Source organism: Vibrio sp. 14G-20, assembly GCF_026241515.1.
Classification (GTDB): domain Bacteria; phylum Pseudomonadota; class Gammaproteobacteria; order Enterobacterales; family Vibrionaceae; genus Vibrio.
The window spans coordinates 124,982-138,139 of record NZ_JAPHPW010000009.1 but is presented as its reverse complement, the minus strand read 5'-3'; the positions used below and the strand labels follow the sequence as shown (position 1 = coordinate 138,139).

Below are 13,158 nucleotides of genomic sequence, written 5' to 3'. Positions count from 1 at the left end.
AGTCTGAATTACATGGAATCATTGTCACTCGCTCAAGCGCAAAAAATTGTACTGCTTTCGCAAAAATTGCCACCTAAAAAGCAACGCAATAGAGTCACTTTGGCAAACACGCTGTCTGCGATTGAAAACCTTGGCTATGTGCAAATTGATACCATCTCTGTGATCCAGCGAGCTCATCATCATACGCTGTGGAATCGAAATCAAGACTACCAACTGAATCATCTGGATAAGCTGTTAGAGCGTCGAGAGGTGTTTGAGTATTGGTCGCACGCCGCCGCGTATTTACCCATGCGAGACTACCGTTTCAGCCTACATCGAAAGAATGGGTTTGCGAGCGGCAAGCTCAAGCATTGGTATAAAAAAGACGATGCCCTCATGGCTCATGTTCTCAAACGTATTGAGAGCGAAGGGCCATTGATGGCGAAAGACTTTGAAGGGGATAGACCAAATCCCGGCGGATGGGGCGGTAAACCGGCCAAACAGGCGCTAGAGACCTTGTTTATGCAAGGTGATTTAATGGTGCCGAGCCGAGTGAACTTTCATAAGGTGTATGAACTAACCGAGCGAGTGTTGCCGAGCGGCATTGATACCTCTGAGCCAACGGAACAAGAGTATATCGAGCATCTGATTATTCGTTATTTAGAAGCGAACGGTGTGGGAGTTGCGTCGGAGATGAGTTATCTCCTCAAGAACACCAAACCATTGATACAGAAGACACTCCAGCAGATGCTTGAAGATAAACGAGTGATGAAAGTGAGTGTTCAAGGCTCGGATTATTATGTGTTGCCAGATGCTTTCGAACTATTGAATCAACCTCTTTCTAGAACCAAGCTTAAGATACTGTCTCCGTTTGATAACCTGCTGATTCAACGTAAGCGAATGCAATCATTGTTCAACTTTGATTACCTTCTTGAGTGTTATGTTCCTGAAGCCAAGCGCCAGTTTGGTTATTTCAGTTTGCCGATTTTGTGGCAAGGAGAGCTGGTGGCACGAATGGATTGTAAGGTCGACAGGAAGAGTCGCTTACTCAATATTCGTAACTTGGTTTTGGAAGAGCGAATCAAAAACCATGAATCATTAGTTCACGCCTTATGCGATGAGCTAAAACACTTCATGGTGTTCAACCAATGTGATGAGATGGTCGTCCATAACACCACGCCGTCTGATCTTGGCAAACGCTTAATGAGCCATTGGCATACAGTCTAGCGGTCTTTGTTGTTTAGAAAGCGCTCAGTTACTCGGAAAGAGAGGCTAATAAAAACTCGACAAAGGTTCGGTTCTTCAATGACAGTTGCTTGGTTTTGTAGAGTAAATGAATCGGCTTAGGCAAAGGTGCCATGCCGGGTAGGATTTCCAATAGCATTCCACGTTTAATCTCTTCTGCGACTAAGATAGTCGGTTGCAACAAAACGCCTACGCCTTGCAGGGCGGCATATCGCAACACATCCCCATTATTCGACATCAAGCGCACGCGTTCTTTATTCGGTGTGGCGTGAGGAACTTGGCTGCTGTAACTGAACCCAAGCGATGGATGCTGCGCGAGATCTTCCAACACGCTGATCTCAGCATGTTGGTTCAGGTACTCAGGAGCCGCGCAATAACACATTTCATAATCCCCCAAATACCTTGCGACCAAGCTTGAATCAGACAAGTCACCTATGCGCACAATCAAATCGATGTCGGATGAGTAAGGATCAACAAGGTCATTATTCAACATCAGTTCGACATTAATCGTTGGGTGATGCGCGAGAAACTTAGCTACGATTGGAGCGAGTACCTTGTTTCCATAGGTGACCGGGCAGTTTATTTTTACCGTGCCTTGAGGTTGGTTTTCTAAGGTTTGAATCAGGTTTTCAGCGTTGCTGATGTCTTCAAGAATTCGTTTACATTCTCGATAATAAAGCTGACCTGAATCGGTTAAAGACTGCTTACGTGTGGTGCGATGAATCAGCTGAGAGTTGAGGCTCGATTCGAGGTGATGGACATGTTTACTGATCATGGTCGCCGACAGGTTGAAGTGGTTGGCTGCACTGCGAAAGCTGCCTTGCTCCACTACGTAAACGAAGACTTTCATGCTGGTTAACTTATCCATTGAACACTCTTGGTTGATAAATAATAAACAAAAGGTGAGTTTATCAATTCTTAGGGGTTAATTATATTAATGACAAACCGATAATTAACTAAAATAAGAGCGTGAAATGCCTCAAACAAACGAAACCATCTTTGTTACTGCCGAACTTAAGATTAAAACCAACATTGAACGTGAGGCTGCGGTTGAAGCCATCGAACAGTTTTGCTTAGACATGCAAAGCGAGCCGGGCTGCCTACAAGCAATAGCAACTTATGATCAAAACCAAAGCGATCGTGTGATCTTGCTTGAGCAATACGCAAACCGCGAGGCGATCAATCAGCACTTTGTGATGCCTCATACCCAAGCGTTTATCGAGCGTGATATTACGGAATTAGTGCAAGCATTCGAAACGCAACGTGAACCTATCAAAACACAAGAGCAGGAGATCTAAGATATGAAATGGGGAATCCTAGGAACCAGCTTTATCTCAGGTGTAATGGCGGATGCGATTAAAGGCGATGCTCAAAGCGAGCTGTATGGCGTTGCTGGTCGTACTGAAAAAACACTTAACGAGTTTGCTGCCCAATACCAACCAACACGAACTTTCAACAGCTATGAAGCCTTGATTGAAGATGAGTCGGTCGACATTATCTACATTGCTCTGCCAAACCATGTCCATCATGAGTATGTGATTAAAGCAGCTCAAAAAGGCAAAGCGATCTTGTGTGAGAAGTCTCTGTCGGTAGATATGGAAAAAACCGAGCAAGCTTTACAAACCGTGAAAGAAGCGGGCGTATTCTTTGCTGAAGGTTTGATGTATTTAAACCACCCACTGATCGCCAAGCTTCATCAAGAGTTAGCAACCGGAGAAATTGGTGAAGTGCGCTCTCTTCAAGGTTCATACGTTGCTGCGATAGATCAGTTCGTGAACCCTGCGAGCAAAGGCGCATTGTATAATCTGGGTTGTTATCCAATGTCTCTGATTCACTCTGTCGCGCAACAACAGTTTGGTGAGAGTATGTTCGATGATGTGCAGATCTCTGCAATCGGCCGACGAGGCCAAGATGGCAACATCTGTGAATCGTCGGCGATGATGCGTTTCAACGACCGTTTTACTGCGCAAATCCACACAGCTGAAGATCACGGCTTAAAGCACGGCTTTACGATCCTAGGTAGTAAAGGCTGCATTACGCTAGATACTAATCCATGGTTACCGACTACAGAAAACACGTTTACGGTAGAGCTCTACGAGATGTCGACACGTGAAGTGAAAGTCGAAGCGCAAGGCGATGGCTTCCATTATCAAGTGCGTAATATCCGCCAAGCGGTTGAGCAAGGTAAGACACAACTTGCTGCACCAATGGCAACCCACCAAGACTCTCGCGTAATCATGAAGTTACTGACTGATTGGGAACAAGCGGCGAGCTAGTGTCTTCGTAAATTCTATATTCGCCTCATGTTTGATTGCCTCGTAAGCTATCAAACATGAGACGTTTCCTCTATATCTTCTAGTCGACTCTCCCCACAAATACTTTGCATTTGAAACCGCCACAGTGTCCAATATCAGGTAGTACAAAACTGACCGAAAAACCTTATTTTTTAAGGTGTTAAATAGGAACTTTACCGCATGCGTAAATCAGATAAGAAAATCGAGAATCAAATCAGAGACGTGTTAACTGACGTTTGTGAAGACACGCTGAAAGGCTTCGATGGTTTTTTGTGGGTGACTCACTCGGTCAACTTCTCCTCTTTTCCGCAAAGTTTGAAAATTGTCTGCGTATTCGACACCAATCAAGATAGAGCTAACTTCTTAGAGGGAGGAGGTCAGCAGGAGGTCTCTGTTACTATCCAAAAGGCGTTCAATCAAGTTGGAATTCAACTGAAGAATATCGATAGGCATGTTAGCTACGATACGCAAGAAAATTGCGACCGCGACCATCAAGGGAAGTGGAACAAGAGGCTTTAAGGCGCGTTACCATCGTTCTTGTTTAGATCACAGACCCTAACCTATCCAAATTGAGTTTCAATATTGTGGTGCTCAAACTGAGATTCGATGCAGCAAATCCAATTCCTATTCTGAGTTCTAGGCTCTGATAACCTTCCGTCTTCCAAACTGCGTTATTCTCATTTTGAGAAAATCTGAGCTGATTTCTCGTTAGCCGGAGATACTTGGTTTCCAAATAAAATTAAAATCACAAAAATTTATCTTTTCCTTAATGCATTGATTTTGAATCGGCATTTGCTCGTTTTACTTGCCACCGATGAAACAAGACAGACGAGTACTTGAACAATGCTGCCATGTAGTCGATACTTTTTTCGTATTTTGATTCCTAAATTGACACGTAAGTTGGCTGACTTTTCGTCTTGTGATTTAAGGCATGACAGTATCGATTAGGAAATTTGAATCATGAAAACCTACATTTCTGGGCTGCTCGCACTGATACCGTCATGTTTAATCGCTGGCTACGCTTTTGCTGTTGGCACAGCGGTTGTGCTGCCAGGGCAACATGAAGCGGGTGTTGATCTTTCGGGCTCCCCACTATCTGCGAATGCTGTCATTGATTGGGAAATTACCAACAGTGATATTGTCTTCGGAGCTTATGCCGACAAAGCCGACAATGAGCGGGCCACGACAATTGGTTATATGTACAACCAAGTCATGGCGATGAACTCGGGTTGGTTGGAGAACGATCTCCGTAACCAAGCTGAGTTAGAAGGCCTCAACTTCGAAGATTATTTCCTGCACTTTTCTGAAGATACTGTCATTGCCGAAGTTGATAAAACTCACGGCGAAAAGACTCTTTTAAACCGAAAACCTATGATCTTGGGCTATACAGCCAGTGAAGACCATGCTGGCTTTTGGCTGTATCAAGAGCCTCCGTGGGATGCCGATGTGTTTGAGAATTTCGAACAGGGTGGGGCTTTGTATGTCTATCATGCTGAGCAGTTCGAACGGCTGACCTTTAAGTTCTCACAGTTTGCTGGCAGCGGTGAATTTTGGATTGAATACCCAACGGCTATTGATTCTCAGGGAAGGGTTTCACAGTGGCAAAGGCTCGATGTAAAGAAAGACAAAACGCTCAGCATGACCAAAAACCAATCGGTGATCTGGAACCTTCCTAATGATTGGGTAAGAGCCACAACTCATGATGGGAGCGGTGCGAGTTACGGTGGCGGCCAGTATTTTGGTTCAACCTTTTTGAGAGATGGTGGGCGCTTATACGTTGTGAGAGTTCGTTGGCAAAGTGAGAACGCCGACGACAGGCCGCGTTTAAAAGAAGTAAAACTGAAAAACAGTTTTCCAACCGTCAAGTTAACCGACGCTCCGATTACAACGCCGGACGGCAATGCTATAAGCCAATGGCGAAAAGTCCGCGGCTTTGATGTGTCTGCAGACTTAGATGGCGATAATTACTTGTCGCCAAGTGAGTATAGAAATCGAACCAATAAGAACGCGACAGCGCGTTTTCGTTGGGAATCAAGAGTGGTGCCATTTGGTCGAATGTGGAGCGCTAACTCATCTTGGTCGCTAACGAACGTCGCAAACGCGGATTATCTATCTGCTATTCATCGCTACTACAAGCAAAGCTGGGCAAGCCAAGGTTTGAATGGTGCGTATAACGACGACACAAATAAACTCATTGGTTCGAACCAGTTCTATGTTCATTCTGGCGGGCATGTTCAAGAGTTAGGAGCAGTTGCGGGTTCGAATCAAGCGGATGATCTCTATAAACAACAATTTTCAGCGTTTCTGAAAAATCTATCTGCTTTAGAAAGTGATGCGTCGATTGGGTTGAATATCGGGACCGCGAACTTACTGGGTCGAAATGGACAGTCTCATCTTCGCGAGGCGGGATCTCTGTATTTACGCGAGCACTACATTTTTCCGTCTACTGGGTTTAGTGGTTACTCGGGGATCTCTAAATTCTGGGATAATTCTGCGCTCGCCTACAACGGACAAAGTGTTATTTTTCAGGCGACAACGCGTTATGGGCGAGTTCAGTCTCTTGGAAATAGTGAAGAGAATTGGAAGCAAGACCAATACTCGACCCTAGCGATCTACCACCTCAATCGACATGCTCAACATAGCTACTTTAATCAGTGGAACAATGGTTACGTCTATGGAAGTGGCAATACGACTGCTGACACTTTCTGGCAAAGTGGTGTCCCTAAAAACATCGCCTACCAACCCAGTTCTTTATTGGCCGTTGATTTGGGAGAGCCGAGTCATCGTATCCCACAAGGCTTTGAACCGATTCCTTTGATGCTATCAACAACGACACCTCAACCCGCGGACTACACCATCGTTGGCGATTCCTCAATGAACGAAATGGTGCATGCTGATCTGCCCAATGGCATGACTCACGTTCTACCGACGTTCACTTACTTTATGTATCAATCTGAAAATCAGGTGGTTGCTGGTGGTCCTGAGGACATGGTGTTAGCGAGAGAGTTCAGCAATGGTCGTGTGTTGTATCGCACGGATTTCCACGGTAAGAATCCGAGCTTTTATGACGCGGCAAAACTCACCATCGCGCTGGATGTTCCAATGAAACCTGTTGATGCTAACGGTAACGTTGGTCAGTATGTGAGTGAAATCGAAATTGGCGGTTATGAAGGGCTGTTCTTACTTTATTAGAACCAATGCGAGTGAGTACTCTCGAAGCAGAGTAGACTAGATCTTAGGTGCGGGATATCAGCTTATTCTTTTTACACTGCTTAAACTCTTTGGCGATCCACGATTGCTCGTTCAAACCATTGTCGATTAGAGCAAAAAGGTAGCCATCAACTTTACTTGAAGCCGCAAGGTACTCCTGAAAAGCGTGCTTAGGGTAGCCGGGGTAATCTGTCTCGTATTGAGCGTCTAACCGCTTACCGAGTTGACGCCATTTTACGAATAACTCCGAAGAAGACGTCTCAACTTTATACTGCCCCAATATTCGATGATGGTGGGTTAATGCCACTTTCGCGCAGTGGTTGGTTTGAACGACTTTTTGTATCAATTTGACCTGGGTTTCTGTCATGGTTTTCGCAAGTACATTTTCTTGTTCGATGCGTTCCATTCGCTCACCAAACGTTTCGGCGTGCGCGGCAAATGCAAAAGTAACGGGTAAAACCAATGCTAAAAGGCGCTTGAAAAACATAACCAAACTCGTTAAAAGGATTCGCGGCTATTATGCCGTCCGCTGCCAATATTATTAATGAATATAAACGCTTAATTGTAAGAATTATTTTTATCGAGTAGATAAATAGATGGTTTTGGAGTTGTGGCATTCAGGTTCTGAATGTTTGGTTATTTTACGAAGCGATACCGATAACCGAATCAACTCAATATCTGACCATCTTGATTATAAATGTTGGATATCAATCGAGTGGTAGGAAAAACCGATCGCTTTAGCGGCGTTCAGCAAAGCTTGCTGAGTCTTGAATACCCTGGGTTGCATTTTTCTGTCGGATTCAAGAAAGCTGTTTACTCCCCACTTATGGCTTTTGACCATTAAGTAATAACCATTAGCTCCAGGGGACACGACACCAATTGCTGCTTTCAGATCGCCACGACTGAAATGTTTTTTGAACTCACGTAATACCATATCAATATCCTTATTCGATGATAAAAAAAGGGAGCGTATTGCTCCCTAGTTAGTGCTTTTCTTAATGTTTACAAGAATGCGCGGTATGGCAGTTCTGGATCATTTGTGAAGATGTCAGCAAAACCACGGAAGTGCTGGTAGTGCATGCGGCCTTTGTCTGTTGGGTATGTGTATTTACCACCAACTTGCCAGAAGAAAGGTGCGAAGCCGTATTGAAGACGTTCTTTCTTCATGTTCCACAGCATTTCGATTTCACGCGGGTCATTTTGGAAGTTAGCCCAAATGTCGTGGTGGAACGGAACCACGACTTCACAATTCAAAGACTCAGCAGCACGAAGAATGTCTGAAGATGTCATTTTGTCTGTTACGCCACGTGGGTTCTCACCGTAAGAAAGCAGTGCAACGTCGATCTTGTGGTCATTACCGTGTTTAGCGTAGTAGTTTGAGTAGTGAGAATCACCCGAGTGGTAAACTGAACCGCCTGTTGTTTCTACTAGGTAGTTCACTGCACGGTCGTCCATTCCGTCTAGAATTTCTTTGTCTAGGGAAGATGTTCCTTCAGGAAGTGTCACTAGAGCAGTACGGTCGAATGCATCAAGAACCTTAATGTTGACGTCTTTGATCTTAATTTCGTCGCCAACTTTCGCGATAACACAACGATCTTCTGGTACACCCCATTTCATCCAAAGATCAACACATGCTTTAGGACCGATGAATTTAACGTGCTCACCACAGTTTTGAAGAACCGCTGCTGCAACGTTGATGTCAATATGGTCGCCGTGATCGTGAGATGCCATAACTGCATCGATTTCTTTAATAGCGAAAGGGTCCAATGGGAAGATTGCAGTACGTAGGTTTGGTTGAAGTGCTTCTACACCGCCCATACGCATCATTTGGTGCTGGTTTTTCATTTTTTGAACAGCTTGTGTTTTTTTACCAGTACCACACCAGAAGTCCATTGATAGGTTTGCACCCTCTTCTGATTTTAGCCAAATACCTGTACAGCCAAGCCACCACATAGAAAACGTACCTGGTTGAACAACAGTTTGTTCTATCTCTTCATTTAACCATGTGCCCCACTCAGGGAATGTATTTAGGATCCAAGACTCGCGAGTGATTTCGTTTACATTGCTCATGATAATACCTTTTATTTCAATAATTTGATTAATTTTGGATGTAGGGAGCCGAGCGCCTTCATTTGGATTAAGGCACTGAGCTAAATTTATTATTATTGGTGGGCTAGTTAGCCCTGCGATTTAAACTAGGATGACTTGCGTCCCTTGAGCTTCAATCAGTTTTACGACTTCGGGATTGGCATCTTTACCGGTGATGACTATGTCTATCTGCTTGGTGCTGCAAAAGAGCATTCCGGTACGTTGTCCAACTTTTGAACTGTCGACCACGACGACAAGCTTATCGACCTGTTCGAGCATTTGTTGTTCGGCTACGGCCGTTAACATGTCGGCCTTGTACAACCCGGCATCCGTTAAGCCTTTACCTGAGGTGAACATCCAGTTTCCCGCATAGCCGCCTAATGAATTAGGGGCAGGGTTTAGAAAGATGTTCTGCGCTTTGTTGTATTGACCACCAATGATGATGACATCGTCATGATCTTCGTTGATCAAGTAGCTTGCGAGTGGAAAGTAGTTCGTTACGATTTGAACGTCATCGCCACATAATTGCTGACCGAGTAGAAAAGCCGTCGAACCACAGTTGATCACGACTGTATCGCCAGCCTGACATAGCCCTGCAGCTGCTTGAGCAATCTCAGATTTCTCTTCATAGAACTCAGTGCTGTTGATATTCAGTGGTGACCACTTTCTTTTCTGAGTTTCTACTCGTTCCGCACCATTTCGAATTTTTCTAAGTCGGCCAACTTCATCTAACTTAGCGATATCGCGTCTAGCAGTAGCAGGAGAAACGCTAAATTTATCAATAATATGAGAGACGTTGATTGTCTGCATATCTTCTAACAGCGACAAGATGCCGTTATGTCTTTGTACTTCATTCATATTTATCACTCTTTTTGTCGTTGTGACAATTTAATGATTACTTTTGATTTGTTTTGATTCTAATAATCACCATCATGATTGTCAAACCACATCGCTATAAAAACCAGACTCTAATCACAATGTTTTATAAGCAATTGATTTTATTGCATTTGTTGTTTTTGCGTGTGATCTGAAGCTCAATTAGGCACATTCTGGGTGTGGTTAATTGATATAAATCAAAGTAATCACAAGTGAGCATTGAATGATTACTTTTGATTGGTAAAGTCTAGTTCGTGAGCAAAACTAGAATCATCACATCCTACAAATCATTAAAATTAAAAATCAATCAGGGGTAAAGATATGGAATTCTTATACGATATTTTCTATATTTTTTACAGTCAGGTAATGACCAAAGCACCGTTGCTACTCGGTCTTGTTACTTGTCTCGGCTACATCCTTCTAAAACGTGACGCAACAACTGTTATCTCCGGCTCTATTAAAACCATCGTTGGTTTCATGATAGTGCAGGTAGGTGCTGGAACATTGGTAGCGGGTTTTAAACCGGTTATTGAAAAAATGAGTGAAATACATGGATTAACGGGATCGGTAATTGACCCGTACACCTCCATGATGTCCACCATGGAAACCATGGGCGACAATTACTCTTGGGTTGGGTATGCAGTATTACTGGCTCTTGGGCTAAATATTCTACTTGTTGCCTTCCGACGTATTACGGGTATCAGAACCATCATGCTGACTGGGCATATTATGTTCCAGCAAGCTGGCCTCATCGCTGTTTTCTACTTCGTGCTTGGTGCAGGTATGTGGGAAACCATTATTTATTCAGCAATATTGATGGCGTTGTACTGGGGTATCTCCTCAAACATCATGTTCAAGCCGACTCAAGAAGTGACTGGCGGTGCGGGTTTCTCAATTGGTCACCAGCAACAGTTTGCGTCATGGGTTGCGACCAAAGTTGCACCGAAACTTGGCGACAAGAATGACAGTGTTGACCACATCAAACTGCCTAAATGGCTACACATTTTCCACGACAGCATTGCAGCGACCACACTTGTAATGACTGCGTTCTTCGGCATCATCCTTCTTTCATTTGGTCTTGATAACCTTCAAGACATGGCAGGTAAAACGCACTGGTTCATCTACATTTTTGAAACTGGTTTGAAATTCGCTGTTGCCATTCAAGTCATCGTTACTGGTGTTCGTATGTTCGTTGCGGAACTGTCCGAGGCATTTAACGGTATTTCTCAACGCCTTATTCCTAACGCTGTTTTAGCAATCGATTGTGCGGCTATTTACGCCTACTCTCCGAACGCAATGGTATTTGGTTTCATGTGGGGCGCAGTGGGTCAATTCACCGCTGTTCTTGCAATGCTAGCGTTTGACGCACCAATCATGATTATTCCTGGCTTTATTCCAATGTTCTTTTCGAACGCAACTATCGGCGTGTTTGCTAACCACTTTGGTGGTTGGAAAGCGGTGATGAAGATCTGTTTCGTGATGGGCATAATCGAAGTGGTTGGTTCGGCTTGGGCAATTCATATCTTTGCTCAATCTGGTACTGAGTTTAACGGCTGGATGGGTATGGCAGACTGGGCTCTGGTATTCCCGCCAATCATGCAAGGTATCTCTAGCTCTAGTATGTTCTTCTTTGTGATTTTGGCTCTGGCTGGTGTCTACATGTTCTTCGCTTCTAAGCAACTACGAGCTGAAGAAGACGCAGAAGCTGCCGCTGAAACAATGACCGCAGTAACACCTGAGGGCATTGAGGTTGAAGTCGCGGTACCACAACAATCGACAGCAACAGCTCAAGCTCCATCTGCTTCTACAACGTCAGCTTCTACAACCTCAGAAACTCACGTCTCACCAGCAGCTGACCAGAAACCGGTTCGTGTCTTAGTGTGCTGTGGTTCAGGGCAAGGTTCTTCAATGATGTGCTCTAAGAAAATCAAAGAGTACTTGGACAAGAAAGGCATCCCAAGCTCGACCTTTAACAGCGCTATCACCGATTACAAATCGCACCTTGGTTCATTCGACATCATCGTTACTTCGGTTGCTCTTGCAGCGAAGATCACGGGGTTGCCAGAAGGTAAGCAACAGTTAGCGGTTAAGAACATGATTATGGTGAAAACTTTCGGCGACGAGCTTGTTTCCATCATCGAGAACAACTTCCACAAATAATGATAAACGGCTCAGTGGTATCGCACTGCTGAGCCAATAAAAATAATTATATAAGTGAGCAATAACATGAACTTAAAAGAATCTCTTATCAAGAATAACTCTATCCTACTGAACGCAAAAGCAACTGACTGGAAAGCGGCGATCAAGCTAGGTACTGACGCATTAGTTAAAGCCGGTGTTGCTGAAGAGCGTTACTACGACGCGATTACCAAAGCGATTGGTGAAGAAGGCCCTTATATCTGTATTCACGATGCGTTTGCACTGCCGCATTGCCGCCCTGAAGACGGTGTGATTCGTACCGGGTTTGCGTTAACCGTGCTGGAAACCCCGATTACTTTTGAAGGTGTTGATGAGCCTGTTGATGTACTGATCACGCTAGCGGGGAAAGATTCAGAAGAACACATCGAAGGTACCATGCAAGTGGCGAACTTAATTGAATTCGATGAAGACTTCTCAAAACTTCGCGCATGCAAAAGCCCAGAAGAAGTGGCGCGTTTAATTGATGCTGCGTTACTGCAAGCGGAAGCAGCTTAAGGAGACAACTATGTCTAAATATAGCCAACTGAAACAACGCGTCTTAGAAGCCAATTTGCAGCTTCCGAAGTATGGTTTGGTGACATTCACTTGGGGCAATGTCTCTGAGTTTGACCGTACTAATGGCGTGATAGCGATTAAGCCATCAGGTGTCGAATACTGCGATATGACAGCTGAAGATATGGTAGTCGTCGATCTAGAAGGCAACATTGTTGAAGGGAAACTTAACCCTTCAAGTGATACCGCAACTCATTTAGAGCTTTACAAAGCTTTCCCTGAGGTCAGTGGCATTGTTCACACGCATTCACGCAGTGCCACAATTTGGGCACAAGCCGGTATTGATATTCCAGCCTTGGGAACCACTCACGCAGACTACTTCTACGGTGATATTCCATGTACGCGTCGTTTATCTCACTCTGAAATCTCTGAAGAGTACGAGAAAAATACCGGCCTAGTGATCATTGAAGAGTTCCAACAACGCCGAATTGATCCTATGGCAGTTCCAAGTGTGATTGTCGCAGGACATGCGCCATTTTCTTGGGGTAAAGATGCTAACGACGCCGTTCATAACGCGGTGGTGCTAGAGGAGGTGTCTGCAATGGCGTTGGCTACGCGCACCTTGAACAGCGGCATCAAAATTCAGCCAGAGCTTTCCGACAAACACTACCTGCGTAAGCATGGTGAAAATGCTTATTACGGCCAACAGTAAATCGGCTTTTCGTTAAAGTAAGCCGTTTAAGTCTGCCGTTTTAAGAGTTTCGATTCTAAGTAG

At 44.4% G+C, this 13,158-nt stretch carries 13 protein-coding genes; 8 read left to right on the top strand and 5 right to left on the bottom strand.

Annotated features, from left to right (window positions below; genetic code table 11):
• Positions 1 to 12: 12 nt before the first annotated feature.
• Entirely contained in the window at positions 13 to 1,206 is a 1,194-nt protein-coding gene (locus OQJ75_RS10475; RefSeq protein ID WP_265973028.1) for a winged helix-turn-helix domain-containing protein, read from the top strand.
• A gap of 28 nt (positions 1,207 to 1,234) precedes the next feature.
• Here the strand turns inward: OQJ75_RS10475 and OQJ75_RS10470 are convergent, their stop codons facing one another.
• Complete coding sequence (locus OQJ75_RS10470; RefSeq protein WP_265973029.1) at positions 1,235 to 2,092, bottom strand: LysR substrate-binding domain-containing protein; 858 nt, start codon at positions 2,090 to 2,092, stop codon at positions 1,235 to 1,237.
• A 106-nt stretch (positions 2,093 to 2,198) separates the two neighbouring features.
• On the opposite strand from OQJ75_RS10470, the gene OQJ75_RS10465 reads away from it, so the two are divergent.
• From OQJ75_RS10465 to OQJ75_RS10450, 4 genes are all read left to right on the top strand, one after another.
• Positions 2,199 to 2,522: a putative quinol monooxygenase gene (locus OQJ75_RS10465; protein WP_265973031.1), complete on the top strand. Its 324-nt coding sequence runs from the start codon at positions 2,199 to 2,201 to the stop codon at positions 2,520 to 2,522.
• 3 nt (positions 2,523 to 2,525) lie between these two features.
• A complete protein-coding gene (locus tag OQJ75_RS10460) occupies positions 2,526 to 3,500 on the top strand; it encodes a Gfo/Idh/MocA family protein (protein ID WP_265973033.1) in 975 nt (324 codons plus the stop codon).
• Positions 3,501 to 3,698: 198 nt separating this feature from the next.
• On the top strand, positions 3,699 to 4,037 hold the full coding sequence (locus OQJ75_RS10455; protein WP_265973035.1) for a Fis family transcriptional regulator: 339 nt from the start codon (positions 3,699 to 3,701) through the stop codon (positions 4,035 to 4,037).
• Positions 4,038 to 4,478: 441 nt separating this feature from the next.
• Complete coding sequence (locus OQJ75_RS10450; RefSeq protein WP_265973036.1) at positions 4,479 to 6,710, top strand: hypothetical protein; 2,232 nt, start codon at positions 4,479 to 4,481, stop codon at positions 6,708 to 6,710.
• Between the two features lie 43 nt (positions 6,711 to 6,753).
• Here OQJ75_RS10450 and OQJ75_RS10445 read toward each other — a convergent pair whose 3' ends face one another.
• From OQJ75_RS10445 to ulaR, 4 genes are all read right to left on the bottom strand, one after another.
• Positions 6,754 to 7,215, bottom strand: a complete 462-nt coding sequence (locus OQJ75_RS10445; RefSeq protein WP_265973037.1) for a hypothetical protein — start codon at positions 7,213 to 7,215, stop codon at positions 6,754 to 6,756.
• Between the two features lie 204 nt (positions 7,216 to 7,419).
• Entirely contained in the window at positions 7,420 to 7,662 is a 243-nt protein-coding gene (locus tag OQJ75_RS10440) for a hypothetical protein (RefSeq protein WP_017064006.1), read from the bottom strand.
• Between the two features lie 68 nt (positions 7,663 to 7,730).
• Positions 7,731 to 8,798 carry an L-ascorbate 6-phosphate lactonase gene (gene ulaG, locus OQJ75_RS10435; protein WP_048609867.1) on the bottom strand — a complete coding sequence of 356 codons (1,068 nt, stop codon included), beginning with the start codon at positions 8,796 to 8,798 and terminating at the stop codon, positions 7,731 to 7,733.
• Between the two features lie 120 nt (positions 8,799 to 8,918).
• Positions 8,919 to 9,674 carry an HTH-type transcriptional regulator UlaR gene (gene ulaR, locus OQJ75_RS10430; protein WP_017064005.1) on the bottom strand — a complete coding sequence of 252 codons (756 nt, stop codon included), beginning with the start codon at positions 9,672 to 9,674 and terminating at the stop codon, positions 8,919 to 8,921.
• 339 nt (positions 9,675 to 10,013) lie between these two features.
• Here ulaR and OQJ75_RS10425 point away from each other — a divergent pair, with 339 nt between their 5' ends.
• From OQJ75_RS10425 to OQJ75_RS10415, 3 genes are all read left to right on the top strand, one after another.
• A complete protein-coding gene (locus OQJ75_RS10425) occupies positions 10,014 to 11,852 on the top strand; it encodes a PTS ascorbate-specific subunit IIBC (RefSeq protein WP_265973043.1) in 1,839 nt (612 codons plus the stop codon).
• 66 nt (positions 11,853 to 11,918) lie between these two features.
• Complete coding sequence (locus OQJ75_RS10420) at positions 11,919 to 12,386, top strand: PTS sugar transporter subunit IIA (protein WP_017092749.1); 468 nt, start codon at positions 11,919 to 11,921, stop codon at positions 12,384 to 12,386.
• 10 nt (positions 12,387 to 12,396) lie between these two features.
• Complete coding sequence (locus OQJ75_RS10415) at positions 12,397 to 13,095, top strand: L-ribulose-5-phosphate 4-epimerase (protein ID WP_265973047.1); 699 nt, start codon at positions 12,397 to 12,399, stop codon at positions 13,093 to 13,095.
• Positions 13,096 to 13,158 lie beyond the last annotated feature (63 nt).